This window comes from Vibrio galatheae (assembly GCF_000967545.1).
Lineage (GTDB): Bacteria > Pseudomonadota > Gammaproteobacteria > Enterobacterales > Vibrionaceae > Vibrio > Vibrio galatheae.
The window spans coordinates 413,809-436,599 of record NZ_JXXV01000016.1; the positions used below are offsets into that span (position 1 = coordinate 413,809).

19 protein-coding genes and 2 pseudogenes are annotated in these 22,791 nt (G+C 46.2%); 13 read left to right on the plus strand and 8 right to left on the minus strand.

The genetic code is table 11. The annotated features are described in order from the left end of the window. Positions 1 to 86: 86 nt before the first annotated feature. The 4 genes from TW81_RS10535 to TW81_RS10550 all read right to left on the minus strand — a co-directional run bounded on the left by TW81_RS10535 (position 87) and on the right by TW81_RS10550 (position 3,924). Positions 87 to 386, minus strand: a complete 300-nt coding sequence (locus tag TW81_RS10535; protein WP_045955656.1) for a PAAR domain-containing protein — start codon at positions 384 to 386, stop codon at positions 87 to 89. Further along, on the minus strand, positions 383 to 955 hold the full coding sequence (locus TW81_RS10540) for a DUF6931 family protein (protein ID WP_045955657.1): 573 nt from the start codon (positions 953 to 955) through the stop codon (positions 383 to 385). The genes TW81_RS10535 and TW81_RS10540 overlap by 4 nt, the downstream gene beginning before the upstream one ends. After that, the gene (locus tag TW81_RS10545) at positions 955 to 2,937 is read right to left on the minus strand and encodes a type VI secretion system Vgr family protein (protein WP_045955658.1); all 1,983 of its coding nucleotides are present in this window, start codon (positions 2,935 to 2,937) and stop codon (positions 955 to 957) included. Before TW81_RS10545 ends, TW81_RS10540 begins: the two co-directional genes overlap by 1 nt. A 255-nt stretch (positions 2,938 to 3,192) precedes the next feature. Continuing rightward, positions 3,193 to 3,924 carry a hypothetical protein gene (locus TW81_RS10550; protein ID WP_239424326.1) on the minus strand — a complete coding sequence of 244 codons (732 nt, stop codon included), beginning with the start codon at positions 3,922 to 3,924 and terminating at the stop codon, positions 3,193 to 3,195. Between the two features lie 330 nt (positions 3,925 to 4,254). On the opposite strand from TW81_RS10550, the gene TW81_RS10555 reads away from it, so the two are divergent. The 8 genes from TW81_RS10555 (at position 4,255) to TW81_RS10590 (ending at position 14,912) form a co-directional block, all read left to right on the plus strand. After that, positions 4,255 to 4,950, plus strand: coding sequence for a GntR family transcriptional regulator (locus TW81_RS10555; RefSeq protein ID WP_045955660.1), 696 nt, complete (start codon positions 4,255 to 4,257; stop codon positions 4,948 to 4,950). 11 nt (positions 4,951 to 4,961) lie between these two features. Further along, positions 4,962 to 5,858 (plus strand): methylisocitrate lyase, encoded by an 897-nt coding sequence (gene prpB / locus TW81_RS10560; RefSeq protein ID WP_045955661.1) that lies wholly within the window; start codon positions 4,962 to 4,964, stop codon positions 5,856 to 5,858. Between the two features lie 108 nt (positions 5,859 to 5,966). Next, entirely contained in the window at positions 5,967 to 7,109 is a 1,143-nt protein-coding gene (gene prpC / locus TW81_RS10565; RefSeq protein ID WP_045955662.1) for a bifunctional 2-methylcitrate synthase/citrate synthase, read from the plus strand. A gap of 59 nt (positions 7,110 to 7,168) precedes the next feature. After that, on the plus strand, positions 7,169 to 9,760 hold the full coding sequence (acnD, locus tag TW81_RS10570) for a Fe/S-dependent 2-methylisocitrate dehydratase AcnD (protein ID WP_045955663.1): 2,592 nt from the start codon (positions 7,169 to 7,171) through the stop codon (positions 9,758 to 9,760). A gap of 6 nt (positions 9,761 to 9,766) precedes the next feature. Continuing rightward, the gene (prpF, locus tag TW81_RS10575) at positions 9,767 to 10,945 is read left to right on the plus strand and encodes a 2-methylaconitate cis-trans isomerase PrpF (RefSeq protein ID WP_045955664.1); all 1,179 of its coding nucleotides are present in this window, start codon (positions 9,767 to 9,769) and stop codon (positions 10,943 to 10,945) included. A 52-nt stretch (positions 10,946 to 10,997) separates the two neighbouring features. Then, positions 10,998 to 12,875 carry a propionyl-CoA synthetase gene (locus TW81_RS10580; RefSeq protein WP_045955665.1) on the plus strand — a complete coding sequence of 626 codons (1,878 nt, stop codon included), beginning with the start codon at positions 10,998 to 11,000 and terminating at the stop codon, positions 12,873 to 12,875. Between the two features lie 117 nt (positions 12,876 to 12,992). Beyond that, on the plus strand, positions 12,993 to 13,469 hold the full coding sequence (locus TW81_RS10585) for a GNAT family N-acetyltransferase (RefSeq protein WP_045955666.1): 477 nt from the start codon (positions 12,993 to 12,995) through the stop codon (positions 13,467 to 13,469). A gap of 21 nt (positions 13,470 to 13,490) precedes the next feature. Further along, positions 13,491 to 14,912 carry an NUDIX hydrolase gene (locus TW81_RS10590; protein ID WP_045955667.1) on the plus strand — a complete coding sequence of 474 codons (1,422 nt, stop codon included), beginning with the start codon at positions 13,491 to 13,493 and terminating at the stop codon, positions 14,910 to 14,912. 20 nt (positions 14,913 to 14,932) lie between these two features. Here the strand turns inward: TW81_RS10590 and TW81_RS10595 are convergent, their stop codons facing one another. After that, entirely contained in the window at positions 14,933 to 15,742 is an 810-nt protein-coding gene (locus TW81_RS10595; protein ID WP_045955668.1) for a Cof-type HAD-IIB family hydrolase, read from the minus strand. A gap of 154 nt (positions 15,743 to 15,896) precedes the next feature. On the opposite strand from TW81_RS10595, the gene queE reads away from it, so the two are divergent. From queE to TW81_RS19675, 4 genes and pseudogenes are all read left to right on the plus strand, one after another. Beyond that, a complete protein-coding gene (gene queE, locus TW81_RS10600; RefSeq protein WP_156980940.1) occupies positions 15,897 to 16,565 on the plus strand; it encodes a 7-carboxy-7-deazaguanine synthase QueE in 669 nt (222 codons plus the stop codon). Positions 16,566 to 16,575: 10 nt separating this feature from the next. After that, complete coding sequence (gene queC, locus TW81_RS10605) at positions 16,576 to 17,271, plus strand: 7-cyano-7-deazaguanine synthase QueC (protein ID WP_045955670.1); 696 nt, start codon at positions 16,576 to 16,578, stop codon at positions 17,269 to 17,271. A gap of 160 nt (positions 17,272 to 17,431) precedes the next feature. After that, positions 17,432 to 18,196: pseudogene (locus TW81_RS19670) on the plus strand (PAS domain-containing protein); the annotation flags it as partial. Between the two features lie 195 nt (positions 18,197 to 18,391). Beyond that, a pseudogene (locus TW81_RS19675) lies at positions 18,392 to 18,733 on the plus strand (methyl-accepting chemotaxis protein); the annotation flags it as partial. 76 nt (positions 18,734 to 18,809) lie between these two features. Here TW81_RS19675 and TW81_RS10615 read toward each other — a convergent pair. From TW81_RS10615 to TW81_RS10625, 3 genes are all read right to left on the minus strand, one after another. Next, positions 18,810 to 19,163, minus strand: a complete 354-nt coding sequence (locus TW81_RS10615) for a DUF2750 domain-containing protein (protein ID WP_045955672.1) — start codon at positions 19,161 to 19,163, stop codon at positions 18,810 to 18,812. 98 nt (positions 19,164 to 19,261) lie between these two features. After that, complete coding sequence (locus tag TW81_RS10620) at positions 19,262 to 19,873, minus strand: OmpA family protein (RefSeq protein ID WP_045955673.1); 612 nt, start codon at positions 19,871 to 19,873, stop codon at positions 19,262 to 19,264. A gap of 1 nt (position 19,874) precedes the next feature. Continuing rightward, positions 19,875 to 21,182: a TolC family outer membrane protein gene (locus TW81_RS10625; protein ID WP_045955674.1), complete on the minus strand. Its 1,308-nt coding sequence runs from the start codon at positions 21,180 to 21,182 to the stop codon at positions 19,875 to 19,877. Positions 21,183 to 21,598: 416 nt separating this feature from the next. Between TW81_RS10625 and TW81_RS10630 the strand changes: the two genes are divergently transcribed. Further along, on the plus strand, positions 21,599 to 22,791 hold a 1,193-nt coding region (locus tag TW81_RS10630; protein WP_045955675.1), incomplete at its 3' end, for an Ig-like domain-containing protein.

The following is a 22,791-nucleotide window of genomic DNA, read 5'->3' on the forward strand; positions in this document are numbered from 1 at the left end:
AATTTGCACAAAAAGGTGATGCACATCTAGAAAATTGGACGGAGGACGGTTAATTTTCAATTAAGCCCTTGTTGATGGAAAGGTTTTTAACCACCAATCAACACCGTCGGCATGCCTAAAACTATTGTGCCACCATGTGCAGTAGTGTCCCCCATACGAGCGGCAGGTTTACTGGTAAACAACACTGTTGCACTGCCTTTCACGATAGAATCTGGCGTGCCAACACACACACAGACATCACCTAATGTGGCGGCTGGCATATTGCCAATCAGTACTGTAGGTGCTCCTGGCCCTGTGATAGGTCCTCCCACATGAGGAATTGGAGGTGTAGCAGGGGTTTGCATTGGGCAAACGTGCATGTCGGTTAGTCGCGCAGCTAAAGTCATCCTTTTCCTCCGTTGCCGCCATTGGCAATATCAAGCGCAAAATTTGTTGCTTGTAAGTAGTAGTCTGATGTTCCGTCCCAGTTGGGTAAGGCCGCTGCATGGTTAATAGAGCCAGCGACTGCTTTCGCGTACAGATATGGGTCTGGAAGTACAGCAGGGAGGTCGGGCGCAACTATGCTCGCAGACCCGTTCCAAAACACTGCTTGAGCTAACCAAGATGGCCCACAATTAAGGTTCAATCGATTAGAAAGCAGTTCAGCTTTTCGTCTTAGCTCTTCTGCAGGACTTTGCACCCATTGTTGGGCGGTTTGAATGCATTGGATCTGGGTCGTATTCCAAACATCTTGGCGCAATTGAATACACAAGCTTGCCCACCAAATGGCTTCACGGACTGGAAGTGCATGTGCAAGAAACTGCATCAAATCATTGTAGAGTTCGTTGTCTATCAGCAACTGAATCGTTTGTTCGATTGTGAAAGTATCGTCAAGTTGCTGTTTAGCTTCTTCAGATGCGGTAAATCTAGGTAAGATCTGACCGCAATTTTGATAAGGAATTTTTTTATAAATCATTAGTTTACCTTAACGATTGCCCCTTTAACTTCACCCATAACACCGCCGTCGAAGGTCGCTTTTAAGCCGGATTTAAATTCTGCGCTGAGTGAACCTTCTGCGGAAAGTGTGGTGTCGGCTTTAATGGCAACACTTAATCCCTTGATAGAATTGGAACTTGTTGCTTCCAAAGCAGTTGTGGTACCAGAGATTTTATTTGCTGAAGTCGCTTTACTGGTTACGTTGGTACCTTCAAGGCTTAAAGCACTGCTGGCTTTTATATCGATATTCGACGCTTCGATTGAAATGGAGGAAGAGGAGATCGATATTTTGCTCGAACCCACTTTAATATCTATGCTGTCATCAGCTTCTATCGTGATAGATTTTGCTTTTTCGGACATCGCTTTTGTTACTGCAAGGCTGTAGTTGTCTTCCGTCGAAATAGACATTTGTTTGGTAACCTTTTGGGTCAACTCGCCTTTAATGGTTTCAGTATGGTTATTCTCTACTTCTTGAGTAATGTCCTTGGCAGCGTGTAAATAAATCAGCTCATTGTCTTTCTTATCATCGAAATACAATTCATTTGATTGACCAGCCAACTTGGTTTTTATGCCACTTTTGGTTGTGTTTGCTTCTTTATAGGGCGGCACGTTTTTGCTGTTGTAGACACTACCTGTAATGATTGGCTGATCTGGGTCTCCATCAATAAAGGCGACAAGCACTTCTTGCCCAACCCGAGGAACAAATTGCGCACCATACCCGTTACCAGCCATCATTTGAGCAACTCGAACGTAACAACTTGTCTTATCACCACTTGCTTCGGTGTCCCAATGAAACTGGATTCTGACTCTACCTTGATCGTCTTGGTTGATTTCACCAATAGTCGAGCCTGCAACCGTTGCACTTTGTAAACCATGGACTTGCTGTTTATCGATCGGATCTGGGTAGTAAGTTGTAGCTTTCGGTATGACTTTTACTTCACTCGGAGAGACAACATCCTCTGTATAGCGAGTGTGCAGCGCGACAATTGAGTAGTCAGACAGTTGTGACTTGTCCAAATGGCTCGCAAGAGAAAACCAAGTCGCTATATCGAACAAATCGTGTTTCGCAGTCACTTGAATGGTTTGGTAGTTTTGTCCCAATTGCTCGATTCGGCGTTTTGCCAAATTACTAGCAAGATCGGTTTTGTCTCCGGAGATGCCAAGAGGTGGATAGTGGACTTGTGTGAGTTTCGTGTTGTTGGCGATTGAGTGGCTGCTCTTTTGAGCTTTGCTGGTTACGAGCTTACTTTGTGTATAGTCGTACGCAGTGAGTTCAATACTCGCGCCATGAAACGCGAGATCTGGAGCCCATGATGCTAATAACGGCAAAGATCCTGATGGTGTTTCTGCCATATCAAACTTGCTCGTGCTCGCTTTGTCGAATGGCGACTGAGCATCTTGCAAAACCAAGGTGTGCTCTTTCTCTGTATGGGTGAAAAAGTAGTGCACTCCTTCTTCTGCAAGTAGACGGATAACAAAGTCAAAGTCAGACTCATTGTACTGCAGACAATATTCCCGCTTGGTTGTTGGCATTTTCGCTATCTTGTAGCAGCCTTTGAAACCCGCATTGTCGAAGATGTCGCTGACGATGTCTTTGGTTGACTGGTTTTGGTAAACACGAAACGCATGACTATGTTTGAGTAAACCCAGCCACGGACTCAGAGTGACTCGATACAACACGTATTGCAAATTGCTGTCCATACCCAAGTTTTCAATCCGGGTAATCACGCCATTAAAAGAGCGTGTTAAAGTCGCACTGCCTGAGTTGTTCGAGTAACGATTGATGGTGAGAAGCTGACCTAGCTGACTTTTAGCATCGAAACTGCTAGAGACAAGGGTTGCGGAAATTGAAAAAAGATCCGATAGCGCTTGAGTGACGGAAAATTCGCTTACCTTGTGTTCTACCCCTTTATAATCTTTTGCAGACATAGGGCTTGCCGACGCCGAATATCTTTCAGCCATATTGCATCCTTTAAAACTGACGAAAATGCTTCGAGTAAATCTATTCGAAACAATAAGTTGTAACGCCTGTTAATAATTCATTAAAAAGTAGCAGGTATTTATTCGTAAATAAATCAAATTTAGCTGGATATATAAGTAAGACTAAGGTGGTAGGAGCTGATTTGCTGAAATTGTGAACCAATGATACGAATTTAAGTGAATAGACCGAAGAATTTCACAGCCAAATGTCGCCCAAACTGGCGCCAGCCGCAAATGTCAGCGACTATCAACCACGAGCAGTTTAGCGCTGCGATAGGCGAAATCCATGCTCTCAATTTCGTTAGGTCGGTTGATTAGATGATCGACAGATGGAAGTACCACAAAGAAAATAAGCGGCTCATGATGCATATAGCGCCACATATGCGCGTTGGAATCCTTTTTATACGCTTGTAAGTTGACGGTAAGAACCAAACTTTCAGCAGGCAGTCGACTGCCTTTGAAATGACCCAGTTCATGGACGGCGCCCCACAGCGAGTTCAGCGGTCGCTCATGGGTGCTTTTAAGAAACATTTCTAGTAATAATGAATCATTGGCATTTTGCTCTGCGGTTCTGATTCGTTGTGTAAAGCGCAACCCTTCCTGAAATGGCAAATAGCCAAGCCCATTGTCGACAATTTGGTTGGATTGTGGGCAGAGTTGAACTGAATCAGAGGGTTGCTGGCTTGCGTACAGTTCACAAGTAAACTGCTTGATGATGGTTTCCAACCCCTGATGAAACGGTTTGTCTTTCAAATCTGTTATAGAAATTGCGCGGTTACGGATCGCTTCTGCGAAGACTTTGTCGACCGATTGGTTGACCTGATTTTGGTCATCGACCAGAACATAGTGGTTGTGTTTTAAGGCTGATTTCAACACATTATCAGACTCAATGACGGCTATCTCTTCTTCAGAGTAAGTGCTGTCTCTTAACAGGGGATAGTATGGATCTCGTGCATCTGAAGTAAACATCGAGCAACCACAAAGCGTCGTGGTGAGTAATGCTGAGAAAATCAATTTAATCGCTACGCTGTCCATAAGCCTATTGTTCTAGAAGAATCCTTTCTATAGCTAAGATACTAATCTTATATCACCACTCGCTCCTAGTAGCGTTTGCGAATATGTCGTCCTAGGTCACATAGCAGGTGTCTATCAAAATGATGCGTTTTCTAGCCGCTCCTCTACTACCTTGGTCTAAATTGTCGACAATACTCTTGATTGTCGACAATGTTATGGTCTATTTTAAACGTATTGGAACAGATTGTAGACAGATGGCTATCAAAGCATTGAGTGCGAAATAAGATGAATATAGAACTTAAAACTCGCTTAAAAGAAGGTGCCCCTGAAAAGGAAAACACCAAGTCTGAAAGTTTGACTGAGTCTTTAGTAGAAGCGATCGTCAACGGTGACATTGCTCCAGGTAGCAAGATTTCTGAACCTGAATTAGCCAAGCAGTATCAAGTTAGCCGCGGGCCTTTACGCGAAGCGATAATGCGTGTAGAGGGGTTAGGTCTTATCGAGCGAATTCCGCATGTTGGTGCTCGTGTTATCACTTTCTCACCAGAGAAGTTGGTCGAACTTTATGCAGTACGAGAAGCGTTAGAAGGCATGGCGGCACGTTTAGCCGCGAGGCACATTACCGCCGAACAGCTTGCGAGATTAGAAGCGGTATTGTCGACACATTCCGATCATATCGACGAGGTGGAAGGGGCTTCTTACTTTCATCAGCATGGTGATTTTGACTTTCACTATCGAATTATTTTGGCCAGCCGCAACAGTAAACTGATTTCGCTATTGTGTAATGAACTGTACCACTTGCTGCGTATGTATCGATATCAATCACCTAGAGCACAATCTCGTCCTGTCGAAGCACTGGATGAGCATAAGTACATTTTGCAAGCTATCAAGAACAGAGACGAAGAATTGGCTGAGATGCTGATGCGTCGTCATATCTCAGGTAGTCGAACCCTAATCGAACAACAGATCCTAAGGGACTAGAGGAAAGTGCCATGAGTTTAACGCAAGGTGCCAAGTTTAGACTGGCTGTCGAGCAACACGATCCATTACAAATCGTAGGAACCATCAATCCATACTGCGCCATGATGGCGAAAAATCTCGGCCATCAAGCGATTTACTTGTCGGGTGGTGGGATTGCCAATGCGTCCTATGGTTTGCCAGATTTAGGTATCACGACCTTGAACGATGTGCTGGTGGATGTGGAACGAATTACCAATGCGTGTGACTTGCCGCTTTTGGTCGATATTGATACTGGCTTTGGCGGCGCCTTCAATATCGCACGTACCATAAAAGCGATGGAGAAAGCAGGTGCAGGAGCTGTGCACATGGAAGACCAAGTCGCGCAAAAACGTTGCGGACACAGACCGAATAAAGCGATTGTGAGCCAACAAGAGATGGTTGATCGCGTTAAAGCGGCGGTCGATGCTCGCAACCACGACAGTTTTGTTGTTATGGCGCGTACCGATGCATTGGCGGTGGAAGGTATTGATAGCGCGATTGAACGAGCGATTGCCTGCGTTGAAGCGGGGGCGGATATGATCTTCCCTGAAGCCATGAACAAGCTCGAGCAATATGTTCAGTTCTCTGAGGCGCTTGAAAGTGCAACGGGCAAACATGTGCCTATTTTGGCTAACATTACTGAGTTTGGTCAAACGCCACTCTATGGCTGTGATGAATTAGCTAAGTCTAAAGTCGATATGGTGCTTTACCCGCTTAGTGCTTTCCGCGCAATGAACCGAGCGGCGGAAACGGTATACAAACATCTGCTTGAGGTGGGTAATCAAGAAGCGTTGACCGAGTCTATGCAAACCCGTAACGAGCTCTACGCGCATCTTAAATACCATGATTATGAAGACAAGCTGGATCAGCTTTTCACTGAAGGACAATAGCACGGCGTAAGCCCAAGAAACCCATTTAAGTTCAATCCAATAATGTGAAACGGTTTGATATTACATGCTCCGCTAAGAGAGCGCTATCAAACAGAAAAGGAGTTCAAAATGCCTTTATCAGCGAAAAAGAGTGAAGAGTTAGGTGGCGCTGGCCTTAGAGGTCAAAGTGCCGGTAGCACAGCTTTGTGTACGGTCGGAAAAACAGGGACAGGGCTGACTTATCGTGGTTACGATATTACCGATTTAGCCAATAATGCTCAGTTTGAAGAAGTTGCCCACCTATTGTTACGCGGCCATTTGCCAAACCAAAAAGATCTGGACGATTATAAGACACGTTTGGTAGGGATGCGGGGTCTACCTGACGAGCTTAAGCAAGCGTTAGAATTGATTCCTGCTGGCGCGCACCCAATGGATGTGATGCGAACAGGTTGCTCGATGCTCGGCAATTTGGAACAAGAGATGAGTTTTGCCGAGCAGTTAGATGCAACTGAGCGAATGCTGGCATTGTTCCCAGCGATCATTTGTTATTGGTATCGTTTTAGTCATGATGGCGTACGTATCGATACGCAAGACCAGTCACAAACTTGTATCGGCGGTTACTTCCTAAAAATGCTCACCGATAAAGAGCCGACCGAGATACACAAGCAGGTGATGCATTGTTCGTTGATTCTGTATGCGGAGCATGAGTTTAATGCCTCTACATTTGCGGCGCGAGTATGTGCTTCAACACTTTCTGACCTTCACTCATGTATTACAGCGGCAATCGGTACATTGCGCGGTCCGTTACATGGTGGTGCCAACGAAGCCGCAATGGAGATGATCCAAGACTGGCAAACCCCCGACGAAGCCGAAGAGAACATCATGCAGATGCTGGCGAACAAAGACAAAATCATGGGCTTTGGTCATGCTATCTATCGCGAGAGCGATCCAAGGAATGCATTGATAAAACGTTGGTCTAAAGAGTTGTCAAAAGCCGTCGGTGACACCCACCTTTACGCGGTATCAGAGCGAGTTGAGGCGGTGATGAAGCGTGAGAAGGGACTGTTCTGTAACGCGGATTTCTTTCACGCCTCTGCGTATCATTTTATGGATATTCCGACCAAGTTGTTCACACCTATCTTTGTTATGAGCCGATTGACAGGCTGGGCGGCACACGTGTTTGAACAACGTGCTAACAATCGAATTATCCGTCCAAGTGCCGACTACACTGGGCCAGATCATCAAGACTGGGTGCCTATCGAAAAACGATAGTCCTCTCTTGTTGCTCCCTGCGCATAAGGGAGCAAAACTCTAGCTAATTGGAAGTAGATATGAGCATGAATACCCAATTCCGAAAATCGCTTCCGGGAACCCATCTAGATTTCTTTGATGCCCGTGAAGCCGTAAACGCCCTTTCTCCGGGGGCTTACGAAAAGCTCCCGTATACCTCGCGTGTGCTGGCTGAGCAGTTAGTCCGTCGCTGCGATCCAAGCACTCTCAATCAAAGTCTTGAGCAACTTATAGAACGAAAACGTGACTTAGACTTTCCTTGGTATCCTGCTCGTGTCGTATGTCATGACATTCTTGGTCAGACCGCATTGGTCGATCTGGCTGGGTTGAGAGACGCTATCGCTCAGCAAGGTGGTGATCCGGCTAAAGTGAACCCCGTAGTTGAAACTCAATTAATTGTGGACCACTCATTGGCGGTTGAACATGCCGGTTTTGACCCAGAAGCATTTGAAAAAAACCGCGCGATTGAAGAGCGTCGCAATGAAGACCGTTTCCACTTCATTGAGTGGTGTAAGACCGCGTTTGAAAATGTCAGCGTGATCCCTGCTGGCAACGGTATTATGCACCAAATCAACCTTGAGAAGATGTCACCAGTCGTTCAAGCAAAACAAGGAGTCGCGTATCCCGATACCTGTGTTGGTACTGACAGTCATACTCCCCATGTTGATGCGCTTGGTGTTATCGCGATTGGTGTCGGCGGGTTAGAAGCCGAGACCGTCATGCTTGGTCGAGCATCGATGATGCGCTTACCGGATATCGTTGGTGTCAAACTAAGCGGTAAACGCCAGCCGGGTATTACTGCGACTGATATCGTATTAGCCATCACTGAATTCTTGCGCAGTGAACGAGTTGTCTCATCCTATTTAGAATTCTTTGGTGAAGGCGCAAAAGATCTTACCATCGGTGACCGCGCCACTATCTCAAATATGACGCCAGAGTATGGCGCAACGGCGGGGATGTTTTACATTGATGAACAGACCATCAACTACTTAAAGCTGACTGGCCGTGATGAACAGCAAGTCGAGTTGGTAGAAACCTACGCCAAGCAAACGGGGCTATGGGCAGATTCTCTTGTCACTGCTGAATATGAACGCGTGCTCGAGTTTGATTTATCGTCTGTGACGCGTAATATGGCAGGCCCTTCAAATCCACATCGTCGGTTGCCTACTTCACAGCTGGCAGAGCGAGGGATTGCTAAACAGAGTGACCTTCAAGAGACTAAAGGGCAGCTGCCAGACGGCGCAGTGATCATTGCAGCGATTACCTCGTGCACCAATACCAGCAACCCGCGTAATGTGGTTGCCGCAGGTTTGGTCGCGAAAAAGGCTAACGAGCTGGGTCTGGTACGAAAACCTTGGGTCAAGTCGTCGTTTGCTCCGGGATCGAAAGTAGCCAAACTATATCTTGAAGATGCGGGACTGCTGCCTGAGCTAGAAAAGCTCGGCTTTGGCATTGTCGCTTATGCGTGTACCACCTGTAATGGTATGAGCGGCGCGCTTGATCCAGAAATTCAGCAAGAAATCATTGAGCGTGACGTTTACACCACGGCGGTGTTGTCTGGCAACCGCAATTTTGATGGCCGTATCCACCCTTATGCGAAGCAGGCATTTCTTGCTTCTCCACCTTTGGTGGTGGCTTACGCACTCGCTGGCACGATTCGTTTTGACATAGAACGTGATGCGCTGGACCACGATCCGCAAGGTAAGCCAATTTACCTCAACGACTTATGGCCAAGCGACCAAGAGATCGATGAGGTAGTGGGTAAACATGTTAAGCCTGAGCAGTTCAATCAGGTTTACATTCAGATGTTTAAACTGGATGAGAGTGAGCGCAACCTTAATCCACTTTATGATTGGCGTGCGAAAAGTACCTATATCCGCCGTCCACCCTATTGGGAAGGGGCGCTGGCAGGAGAAAGAACCTTATCTGGTATGCGGCCGCTTGCGGTATTGGGTGACAACATCACCACTGACCACATCTCACCTTCGAACGCGATCCTTGCCAGCAGCGCAGCTGGGGAATACCTAGCCTCAATGGATGTGCCCGAAGAGGACTTTAACTCATACGCTACGCACCGTGGTGATCACTTGACGGCTCAACGCGCCACGTTTGCCAATCCCAAGCTATTTAACGAAATGGTGCAAGAGAACGGTCATGTGGTACAAGGATCACTGGCACGAATCGAACCAGAAGGAAAAGTGACTCGCATGTGGGAGGCAATTGAAACCTACATGAATCGCAAGCAACCGCTGATCATTGTCGCTGGTGCGGATTACGGACAGGGCTCGTCACGTGACTGGGCGGCAAAAGGGGTGCGGCTTGCGGGAGTGGAAGCGATTGTTGCCGAGGGTTTTGAACGAATTCACCGCACCAACTTAGTGGGGATGGGTGTGTTGCCGTTGCAATTTAAAGCAGGAACCGACCGCAAGACGCTGCAGCTTGATGGTAGTGAGCTCTATGACGTTATTGGAGAGATTAAACCCGGTGCGGACTTAGCGTTGGTGGTGACGCGCGTCAATGGTGAAAAGTTTGATGTGCCCGTGACATGTCGTTTAGACACAGCAGATGAAGTGAACGTCTACAACGCAGGTGGTGTGTTGCAACGTTTTGCGCAAGATTTCTTATCTCAATAGGTGGCGATGATGATAAATCAAATTAAAGTCCCTGCTACCTATATGCGAGGCGGTACCAGTAAAGGAGTGTTTTTCAGTTTACAAGACCTACCTTTAACAGCTCAGGAGCCGGGTGAGGCAAGAGACAAACTGTTATTGCGCGTGATAGGCAGCCCAGATCCTTACGAGAAGCAAATTGATGGGATGGGCGGGGCGACTTCCAGTACCAGTAAAACGGTGATCGTGTCGAAAAGCGACAGACCAAATCACGATGTCGACTACCTGTTTGGTCAAGTATCGATAGACAAACCGTTTGTTGATTGGAGTGGTAACTGTGGCAATTTATCCGCAGCAGTTGGCCCGTTTGCCATTCATGCCGGATTAGTCGATGAAGAGCGTATTCCCAACAACGGCATCGTCGCTGTTCGAGTATGGCAAGTGAACATCAGCAAAACCATTGTGGTTCACGTACCGATTGTTGATGGTATGGTTCAAGAGGCAGGCAATTTCGAGCTGGATGGGGTAACTTTTCCTGCCGCAGAAATACAGGTTGATTTCATGCACCCCGCCGATGGTGAAGGGAGTATGTTTCCTACTGGTAATGTCATCGATGAACTGGAGGTACCTAACATTGGTGCGTTTGAAGCGACGTTGATTAATGCTGGGATTCCAACGATTTTTATTGACGCAGAGGCGCTTAGATATAGCGGGACAGAACTGCAAGACGACATTAATAGCGATGCCGACGCGTTGGAGCGTTTTGAAACCATTCGGGCCTACGGGGCGCTAAAAATGGGGCTGATTGAATCAATTGATCAAGCCGCGACGCGTCAACATACACCGAAAATAGCCTTTGTTTCTAAACCGAAGAGCTACCTGTCTTCAAGTGGAAAGCCTGTCAACGAAACGGATGTTGATGTATTGGTTCGTGCTTTGTCGATGGGAAAACTCCACCATGCAATGATGGGAACGGCCGCAGTCGCCATTGCTTCAGCATCTTGTGTTCCGGGGACGGTAGTGAATCGCGCAGCGGGCGGAGGAAACATGGAGTCTGTCACGTTTGGTCATCCATCAGGAACTTTAAAGGTTGGGGCGAGCGCCTCACATAACCAACAAGGCTGGGTCGTAGAAAAAGCCGTTATGAGCCGCAGCGCTCGAATCATCATGGAGGGATTTGTGCGTGTACCCTCTGATATCTTTGCGTAATTGGCACTGTTAATTACTGAAAGCCATGTCAAGACATACTGGAGGACGCAATATGTCTGCATATCAAAAAGAGTATCAATGGGCGTTGTCACAGCCAGAATCGTTTTGGGCAGAGCAAAGCAAAAACATCGACTGGTTTAAAGCACCGCAAACCATACTCGCCAATGACGAGAACGGTATTGAGCGTTGGTTTCCTGATGGGGAGCTTAACACTGCTTGGTTAGCGCTCGATTATCATTGTGAGCAAGGCCGGGGTGAGAAGGTCGCACTCATTTACGACTCACCCGTTACAGATAGTAAGCAGCAGTTCACCTACTCACAACTTAGGGACCAAGTGGCAAACATTGCGGGAATGTTGGCGGAGCAGGGCGTAACTAAAGGTGATCGTGTGGTGATTTACATGCCGATGATCCCGGAAGCGGCGATGGCAATGTTGGCTTGTGCAAGATTAGGTGCGATACATTCGGTCGTGTTTGGCGGCTTTGCGGCCAATGAACTTGCGGTTCGTTTAGAAGATGCGGAGCCAAAAGTAGCCATGACCGCCTCATGCGGTATTGAGATTAATAAGGTGATCCCATACAAGCCGTTAGTTGACCGAGCCATTATGGATAGCCGCTGGAAGCCTGAACGCGTTATCTTATTACAGCGGCCGCAATGTGAAGCCGAGCTTCAGTCCGAACGAGATCTTGATTGGGCGGAGGCGCTTGAAGGGGTTAAGCCTCATGCATGTGTACCTGTGTTAGCAACGGATCCTCTCTATATTCTCTACACATCAGGAACGACAGGTAAACCGAAAGGCGTGGTGCGAGACAACGGCGGTCATGCCGTGGCGATGAAGTATTCTATGAGCGCGATTTACGATGTTCCGCAAGACGGCGTGTACTGGGCGGCGTCAGATGTTGGCTGGGTGGTCGGCCACTCGTATATCGTTTACGCTCCACTTATTCACGGCTGTACTACCGTGCTGTTTGAAGGAAAACCAGTGCGAACTCCAGATCCGGGTGCATTCTGGCGCGTGTGTGAAGAGTATCAAGTTGATGTGCTGTTTTCCGCACCAACGGCTTTCCGTGCGATCAAAAAAGAGGACCCAGAGGGAGAGCTTATCAAGCAGTTTAATCTGTCGAATCTGAAAACCATTTTTATGGCAGGTGAACGTCTAGACCCTCCGACACAGGAATGGGTAGAGAGCAAAACGGCTAAGCCAGTTGTGGATCACTGGTGGCAAACTGAGACTGGTTGGGCGATTGCAGGTAACCCGACGGGGATTGAAGTTATGCCCATCAAAGCGGGGTCAGCGACTAAGCCAATCCCAGGTTATCAAGTTGAAATTCTGGATGAGCTGGGTGAGCCAGTTGCACCTAATCAGCAGGGTTTTGTTGCGTTGAAACGCCCTCTACCACCAAGCTGCTTACCGACGGTGTGGCGTAATCATGACCGCTTTGAGTCCGGTTATTTAAGCCAGTTCCCGGGATATTATGTTTCTGGTGATGGTGGGTATCTCGACGAAGAGGGTTACCTATTTATCATGGGACGTATCGATGACGTGATTAATGTAGCAGGGCACAGACTATCTACCGGTGAAATGGAAGAAATCGTTGGTGCTCACCCTGCCATTGCTGAATGTGCGGTTGTCGGTGTGCATGATGATTTGAAAGGCCAACTCCCACTAGGATTAGTCGTGCTTAAAGATGGGGTGAAAATAGACGATCTCCAGTTAGAAGGTGAACTGGTCGGTAAAGTTCGCGACCAAATTGGCGCGGTGGCCTGCTTCAAGCACGCTTTGGTGGTCGAGCGTTTACCTAAAACTCGCTCTGGTAAAATTTTGCGCCGTACTATTCGCCAGATCGCCGACGGTGAGCAATATACGGTGCCGTCCACCATTGATGATCCAACCAGCTTAGAAGAAATCGAGAAGGCGCTTCACTCATAGCTACAGTTCATAGAGCCGTTGTATTTACGTACTAAGCCCCTAACAGTAGGGGCTTTTTATTGAAATAATCGCATTAACCCGCCAAACTGTGCCTTTATTTGTGATGCGATAATATTTATGTCCCATATGATCATTCGAAGTGCTACTGCGCGCGATCTCGAGCAGTTAAACGAACTAATGTTTGCCCTTCATGATGAACATCATCAGCAATGCCCAAACTACTTTAAAACCGCAGAGGAGATCGAGCAAGAAAAGAGCATCGCTCGATATTTGGATGATCCTGAGTGTTTGGTTTTTGTGGCCTGTCAGCAAGATAGCCTGATTGGTTTTGTCACTGGTCATTTTTGTGAACTCATTTCCACTGTGAGCAAGCCAGTACAGATGGGGAGTATTGATGAGCTTTATATTTTTGAAGATAGACGGGGTGAAGGCATTGCGTTGAAATTGTGTCAGCAGATAGAAGAGCGATTTATCGAATATGGTGTAAAGGAAGTGTTTGTTGAGGTTTGGGAGTTCAATCAGTCTGCATTAGCGTTTTATAAGCAGTTCGGCTTTGAACACCACATCCACTGGCTAAGAAAATCCGTAAAATAATTAACTAGATAGCTATTTTTTATGAAGCTTATTCCCAAAATCTTCACATTGTTTGTCGCGCTGGCTTGTCTTTTATTCTCAACTTTTAGCGTAGCCAGCGATAATTCGATATCCGCTGCGGCGTGCGTGATTCGCTCCGGTGACAAGCTAGTACTTATAAAAGAGATTCTGACCGATAAACTATCTCTTCCGGCTGGGGGAGTTGAGCAGGGTGAATCCCCTAAGTTGGCTGCTCAGCGCGAAGCTTGGGAAGAAACGGGATTGGTGGTTACCGCCAAAAGCGAGCTTGGTCGTTATGAGAAAGCGGTGTTTTATGACTGCGTATCTGACTCTGACATCGTAGCGTTTCAGTCTAGCAACGCTATCGGTGGTCATGAGTTGCCCGTTTGGTTTGCGCCTCACTACGGTGTGGAAGTGGCTTCGGCGATGCTGATCGAACCTTGGAAAGTGGATAAAGATGAGTATCGTTTTCCCGAACAGCTAGATTGGTTAGCGAACTTGTTACCACAGGCGACCGATCAAGGTGTGGTGTTGGTTAGCGAGTTAACACAAGCCGCGCCAGAGTTTCATCAACGTGAGTTGCGTTGGTTGAGGGCTTTGCAGGATCTGTTTTCGTCATTTCCTAGTGGTCTTTTTCATTTCGTCGAACGACTGCTGGTGGCAGGAAATGGCTTAGCGGCGCCATCACTTATGGTTGTAATGTTTCCGCTCATCTATTGGCGTTTTGGTCGCGAGTTTAGTTATACGGTCATCTTTGCTGTGACGGTAACTTCGCTACTCAGTTTGGTTGCGCAGCAAGGGTTTACATTGGCACGGCCTCATGTTTATTCCCCCGATCTTGCACTGATAACCAGTTACGGTTTTAGCTTACCAAATCTACCTATTGCGATCTGGTCATGCGTTGGCGCTCTTGCATTGAGCCGAGGCCACCAGTTGTCAGTAAACCGCTACACTATAGTATGGGTTGTGCTTATTAGCTGGCTTGCTCTCGCCCAATTTTATAGCGCCGCTGCATTTCTAGTCGATAGCTTGAGCGGTGCTTTATTGGGCTCTCTCTGCGCTTGGCATCTCATTCGTTTACAATCAAGTCCTGACATGGACTTTCCGTCACTCATTACGTCGAAAACGCTTTGGATTATTCTCACGCTCGTTTGCATTGTCTTGACCATAATCTGGCCGACGCCTAGTTTCACATATTGGCTGGTGATCGTTTTGACTCTGTTGGTCCTTGCGCCCACAAGCAGACGGGAAGGAGCAAGCGCGTCAGGCAAATCGCTCATCGGTATCACCGCTATACTTGTGGCGTTGAATCTCGTACTAGAGAATCTAACGGGTTACGTTTCCAGCAGCAGTATTGCATCACTCGTTGCTCAAGCTTTGCGTTACCCGTTATTAATGGTGGTATTTACCCTAGCAATCAGAAAAGTGGCGAAAGCTGTATAATCAGGCAATCGCAACTTGATTTAGCCCTTGAGGATAAAATCTTCAATGACAACAGCTACGCCATCGTCGTTGTTGCTCAAGGTGATGTGATCGGCGATGGCTTTAGTTTGCTCCATCGCATTTTCCATCGCTACGCCAAGACCTGCGTACTCAATCATATGGTGATCATTTTCGGCGTCACCCATACAGATGACTTCACTAGAATCTATACCTAGATGATCTGCGATAGCTTTGATGCCAACCCCTTTATTGCTGCCTAGGTTTAGAAATTCGAGAAAGAATGGGGCGCTTTGAACAATGGTGAATTGTTCATGGTATGCCTTTGGGATCTGCTTAATGGCTGCACTAAGCTTGTCAGGATCGCCGACAATCATCGCTTTGATGATAGGGTGGTCGTCGTCGAGTTGATCAAACTCTTTTACACTGACAGGGATCTGATTAATAGTGGATTCTATATCCGTGTACTCGTTCAATCTTGGTGTAATCAGCCCATATTCGGTGCTAAAAGCATGGCAATCAAGTCCGAATTGTTCGGCTAAACGAGCAACCTGTTTCGCTCGTTTTCCATCGATAATCGCAGAGTGAATCACTCGGCTGGTTCCGATCTCTTTAACCATAGAGCCATTGAAGTAAACCACAAACTCGTTGTCACCTTCGATGTTAAGCTCATCTAACTTGCTTTGCATGCCATCGAGTGGCCGACCCGATGCAAGCACTACTTTTACCCCTTTCTGACGCGCTTGTTCAATTGCTAGCTTGGTTCTTTGCGAAATGGTTTTATCACTGGTCAGTAGTGTTCCATCCATATCGAGGGCTATCAGTTTATACATAACTTACCTAAAATCTAACTACAGAAAGACAAAAACAATCAGAATAATCGCTACTATTCGATTGATCAATTTATGATTTAGTTGACCTTACCAGATGACTCCTTTAAGGTCTCGTTCCTGCAGAATTTTGATGATGAATTAGGCTGAGTTTAACTTGTATAAAATTAACGAAATGTTCCAAACCATTCAGGGGGAAGGGGTCTACACAGGCGTTCCTTCTGTATTTGTTCGCTTACAAGAGTGTCCGGTCGGTTGTGCTTGGTGTGATACTAAGCAAACTTGGGATGCTACGCCGCAAGATGAGCGTCCTCTCGATGAGATTCTTGCTAAGCAGGAAGATTCGCCGACTTGGTGCTCAGTGACGGCGGAACAAATCGTTGATGAATATAAAAAACAAGGTTACACGGCAAAGCATATCGTGATCACGGGCGGTGAGCCTTGTATCTATGATTTAACGCCGCTTTCTACTGCATTTGAAGCGATAGATTGCCAGTGTCAGATAGAAACCAGCGGTACATCTGAGGTGCGCACCAGTGAAAACACCTGGGTGACAGTGTCACCAAAGATTGCCATGAAAGGTAAGCTCCCAGTACTCGACTCGGCGCTACTCCGAGCTAACGAAATTAAGCATCCTGTCGCGACACAAAAAGACATTGATCAGTTAGATGAGCTATTGGTGCGTGCTGGTGTCTCTGCAGAGACGACGATTGCACTGCAACCCATTAGCCAAAAGCCGCGCGCAACGCAACTTTGCATTGATGTATGCGTGGCACGAAACTGGCGTTTATCGATTCAAACGCATAAATATCTCAGCATTGCATAAAGGATTCCAGATGAAAAAAGCAGTCGTTGTATTTAGCGGTGGCCAAGATTCCACTACCTGTCTAGTTCAAGCACTTAAAGAGTTTGATGAAGTTCATGCGATTACCTTTGACTATGGTCAACGTCATAAACTTGAGATTGAAGTCGCGCAGAGTTTAGCCAAAGAGCTGGGTGTTAAAGCACACAAGGTAATGGATGTTGGTTTACTCAATGAGTTGGCAATCAGTTCATTGACCCGAGACGACATCCCTGTCTCCCACGAGTTACAAGACAACGGCTTACCTAACTCATTTGTTCCAGGTCGTAATATTTTGTTCCTTACTCTAGCGGGTATTTACGCTTATCAGATCGGTGCGCAAACGGTCATTACCGGTGTGTGCGAGACTGATTTTTCCGGTTACCCAGATTGTCGAAATGATTTCGTAAAAGCGATGAATAGTGCGCTAGTTCAGGGTATGGATCGTCCGTTAGAGATTGCAACGCCTCTGATGTGGTTGAATAAAGCGGAAACCTGGGCGTTAGCAGACCAATATGACGCTTTGCAATTGGTGAGAGAAAAAACCCTAACTTGTTATAACGGCATTATTGGTGATGGTTGTGGCGATTGCCCTTCGTGCGAACTGAGAAAAGTCGGGCTAAATGATTACCTTGCTAACCGTGAAGCGGTTATGGCAGAACTTGTACGTAAACAGACGACAGAAAGTTAATCATCTCACTCTAATCTTGGGTGAGTTGAATCAACAACTCGCCCATTAATCTCAATACCTTACCTTCCAAAAAGCGTCTATCCGAGTTAGAAATCTCGCCAAAAACCCACTAAGCTGAAACTACTCACATACACAAATACCTTTTGGTGAAGGATTGTTGATGTTTAAACGTAGCAGCAAGTTGCATGAAAAAAATTTGCAGTTGGAAAAAGCGTTAGAGCTTGCAAACAGCTTCAAATTATCCGTAAAAGAGTCTGTGCCATATATCGAGTTTACGACAGATGGCCATATACGTTATGCGAACGCTCAGTTTTTGACTGTTGTCGGATATCAATTAGATGAGTTAGTCGATACCCATCACAGCACGCTCTGTTTTCCCGAAGATGTCAATACCTCAGAGTATCGTGCACTGTGGCAAGATCTCGCACAAGGAAAATATCGAAATGGTCGCTTTATCCGTAAAAATAAGCAAGGAGAAGCGGTTTGGGTTGAAGCGACCTATTTTCCTGTTTGTGCTGAAGATGGCAAGGTAGAGTATGTCGCAAAAGTCGCCTCAGATGTCACCGAAGCACAGCGCGAGCGTGAACGAAACCGGGCGTTGTTGGCTGCTTTAGACAAGTCTCTTGCCGTGATTGATTTTGAGCCGGACGGGACAATCATTACGGCGAACAAAAATTTCCTCGAGCATATGGGTTATACCCTGAGCGAAATTGAAGGCAAGCACCATAGAATTTTCTGTTTGGATGAGTTTTATCACAACAATCCCAATTTTTGGCAAGAGCTACGTTCGGGCTCAGTTAAAAGCGGACTATTTGAACGCAAAGATAAGCACGGCAATCGCATGTGGTTAGAGGCAACTTACAATCCCATATATAACCATACGGGCCAAGTCATTAAAATCATTAAGTTAGCCAGCGATATTACCGAGCGCGTCGAAAAGGCGGTGCTGGTAAAAGAGGCCGCAACAACGGCTCACGCTATTGCTGAGCAAACCGTCGATTCTGCAAACATTGGTAAAGAAACCATTTCTGCGCTATTAGCTATTTCTCAAGGCATTGATTGTTCAGTCGATGAAATGAACGAATTGGTCGCAGAGCTAAACGGACAATCTAGAAGTGTGGAAACCATTATTTCAACCATCAGTGACATTGCTGAGCAGACCAACCTTCTGGCCTTAAATGCGGCGATTGAAGCAGCACGAGCAGGTGATCAAGGGCGTGGCTTTGCTGTGGTGGCCGATGAAGTGCGTAAATTGGCGGCGAGAACGTCAGAATCTACTGCAGAAATTACTGATGTTATTAACCGCAACAGTACCATTACTAAAGAGTTACAAGACAAGATTAAAGCAGTGACAGATGAAACGGCTCAAAGTGGGCAAAAAGCACAAGAAATATCTGGCGTGGTCGATGACATCATTAATGATGCTGAGAAGGTGTCTAAAACGGTAGAACAGCTCTCTTAGAAGCGGTTTGAGAAGGGGGCAATTAATGCCGCGCGTGATAGAGCGGCATTAATTTATGTGTAAAATACCTGCGCGGTTAGTCGAGGTACATTTTCGCGAGATCTGAAGGCTCCAACTCTTTACCTTCAAGCTGACTGTTCCAGTTGGTGCCAACCAATACACCATCCTCTGCTAGAGTCAAAAGCCAATCTTCAACGAAGATATCTAAAGGAATTTCAAGAACTTCGAAATCTGACCATTCTTCAACATTATGCGTTTGCGCATCTTCTTTCGAAGACCAAAAAGGCATCACTTCGCTGTTTTCAAATTCTGTTGAGTCACAAGACAGCCATCCTTCTTCATTACGCATCCCCCAAACGAGTTTAGATTGTTGAGTTTCAGCAACGAAAAGCTCAAGGTTTGCTTGAATATCAGAAGTTAATTTGCTCATTGGTATCATCTCATACGTGGATTCGACGCTAGGTTAACACTCATAACCACAAAGCAAAATAGAAAAGGGAGCCAAGCCCCCTTTTTATGCTAAAAGTGTTATTTTTTAATCTTAGTAAAAATTGTCCACTCTTCTTTAACGCTACCTTTGTGGCCAACAACTGTCGCAACAACTTTTCGGTTCATCGCGTGGCTGATCTCATCTATTCCGCCAGCGTCTAGATGTGTATCACCGTACCCGACAATGCGTACTCGGTCTGACTCAACGCCATTGCCAATTAACGCATCTTCAACGGAGGTTGCACGGCGCTCTGACAATTGCATGTTGTAATCAGGGTTGCCGACCTTGCTCGCATACCCCTGAAGCTCAATAGATGTAGAAGGGTATGTTTTGAGAAATTCGGCCATCTCACGAATTTGAGCAAGAAAATCAGACTGAATTTTATCAGAGTCGTTGGCAAACAAAATATGTAAGCTGAGCTCTTGTTCTGTTTTGACGTAAGTGCCACAGCCTTCGTTGTCGATCTCGGCCATTAACGGAGTTTGTGGGCATAAATCACGGGCGTTGATCACACCATCGTTGTCATCATCAAGTAGATCGTCAATCTGCTCCGGTGTTGGCGTATCAATATACTCATATACATCTTCAGCGTTAAGCGGAGCGGTGACTATGCCAGCGACAATCGCTAAGGTTAGGAGTGATTTATTCATATCAGTATTCTACCTTCTCGTTCCACTCTTTAGGTGTATCGACACGCAATGCGGCCAACAGGTTGCCTGTAGCATTCATGACACGGTATTTGGCGTATTGCTCATCATATTTGGCGTCTAAATAACCTTTACGCGCTTCAAAAAGCTCGTTTTCGGTATTGAGTAGATCAAGCAAGGTGCGCTTTCCTAACCGGTATTGTTTTTCGTATGCAATTACGGTGTCGGATGCCGAATCTACGTGGTCTGCTAAAAACTCTTTTTGTTGCACAGTTAAATCCAGCGCACTCCATGATAGACGTAGACCTTCCTCGACGCTGCGATAGGTTCTATCACGAAAATCTTTAGCTTTGTTGAGTTGGTAGGCGGCGCTTTCCGTTCGATCTGAATCAGAACCGCCGTTGTACAAGTTATAACGTAGACGTAGCATAGCAGAAAACTCATCGCTACTGCCTTCGATACCACCTGCATCATCACGCCAGATTTGGTTAGCCTCGATAGAGATCGTCGGATAGTTTACGCCTTTTGTTTGATCGTATTGGAAACGGGCTGAATCGACGTCGGCTTGTGCGACTTTTATTACAGGGTGACCGTTAAATGCAGACTCTAATGCATCGTCAACTGTGTACGGAATCGCTGTTTGGTCTGCGCGAGGAAAAGTCAGCCCTAACGGAGCTTGACCGACGATACGTTTAAACTGGGTGTGTACATCAAACAGATTATTTTGCGCAGCAAGAAGGTTACCGTGTGCTTTGGCTATACGCGCTTCAACTTGGGACATATCCGCAGTAGAGCCAATACCCGACTCGACACGTTTCCTAATGTCTGTATAGATCTCTTTATGTACAGCAAGGTTGCTTTCAGAAAGCGTAAGGATTTCGTAGGCCTTAGTTGCGTCAAGGTAGATTTTCGTGACTTCAAGAGCGATATCTTGAGCATCAGACATCAATTGAAATCGAACCGATTCGGCATCTGCAGCGGTGCGATCCATATCGTTTAGCGTTGCTGAACCATCCCATAGTAGCTGAGTTAAGGTCAATGTGGCTTCTTTGCGAGTCAGGTCTGTTTCTGGTGCTGTTGTGGCAGGATCAATAGCTTCATAGCCAATACCTGCATCCAAATCCAATGTTGGCATATATGCACCACCTGATGCTTCAGCATCAAAGTATTTACTCTTGAATTCGTTGTATGACGCTTTGATTTCAGGGTTGGTGGTAATGGTAAAGGCGACGGCTTGTTCCAATGTTTGACTGTGTGCAGGAAAGCTAAGTGCAACCGCGCAGCTTAGTACTTTCAACTTATTCCAATTCACTCTGACTCTCCTCGAAGTGCTCGTGGGTGAGGATAATACTCAACTTTTTTGTCTCAATAGTGAGATGTATTAATTAATAGTGTCAATAAAATAACACCATGAGCTTGGTAAAACTAATCTATTGGACATTTAAGCTGTTGTTAAATTGCTAATTTTGAGCTGGGTCACTCATCGTAATTGGTGTGTCTATAAGTATGGCGTATTCTTTAATTGGCGTGTTTCGTGCGATCTTGGTTCAGTTTCTCAATGTTGAGAAATGAAACCTGTATCATGTTTATTGAGTGTTTTATTGAGAAATAAAGTTTAGCGTTGACTAGAAAAATGCTAATTTATAACAGTAATGAATCTAATTGTTGCCAATTATTTGTCACTGGCAAAATAGAATAAGAAAGTGGTCAAGGATAAAGGACTTAAATATGGGTTTTGGTACTTACGTAGCAATGGGTAATCTTGCAGCTAACCAAGTCATCGTGATTGATGCGAATGGCAATGTCCGTGTTTTAGTTGAAGGTGAACTACCTAAACCAGGTGAAGTCATCGTTCAGTCTAATGCAGAAGCTGGTGAAGATGGTCAACAACTGCAAGTCGAGCTGGTTGATGACAATGGCCAGTCTCAAGATCTGACAGCAGAAATTGAAGATATTCTTGCTGCATTAGAAGAAGGGCAAGACCCAACCCAACTCGGTGACGAGTTCGCGACTGCCGCCGGTGGGCAAACCGGCTCTAGTTTGACCTCTTCAGGGTCTGTTGTACGTGATGGAACAGAAACCATCGCAAGTACAGATTTTGCTACGCAAGGCTTTGAGTCTTTGGGCCTTTCCCCAACGCAAAGCTTGACACTACTTAACCAATTCCGTCTCTACGAGCCAATTTTTGTTGACCTAAATAATGACCCACTAGGTGAAAGTCTTGCTGTTGTTACAGATGAAGACACACCGATCAGCGGCACTCTAGTCGCAACAGACCAAAATCCATCTGACGTCCTAACTTTCTCCCAGTCTTCCGCGCCTTCGAATGGTAGTGTTGAACTCGATCCACAAACTGGCGAATGGACTTATACTCCCAACGAAAACTACAACGGCCCAGACAGCTTTACTGTTATCGTTAACGACGGAAACGGTGGCACCGATACACTTGTAGTAAATATCGATGTGACTCCAGTGAATGATGCGCCAGTAGCAGAACCAGAAAATCGTTCGCTACTGGAAGACCAAGTTATTACTGGCAGTATGACTGGGACTGATGTGGATCTCCCTGAAGGAGAGTCATTGTTATTTACAACTACTTCACAAATAGAAGGTTTAACTCTAAATCCAGATGGTACTTACACGTTTGATGCATCATCTTATGACCGTTTGGCAGAAGGTGAAGAATTTATAATTGAAGTGCCAGTTACTGTAACTGATGACTTAGGTGCGACGGATACAGCGACACTAACAATCACGGTTACGGGAACCAACGACGGCCCAACCGCGACGGCGAACAGCTACGATGTGAACGAAGGCGGTAACGTGTCAGGCAACCTGATTGGCGACGACACGGGCGCAGGCAAAGACAGCGATCCAGAAAACGACAGCTTAAGTGTGACGCACATTAACGGTCAGTTACT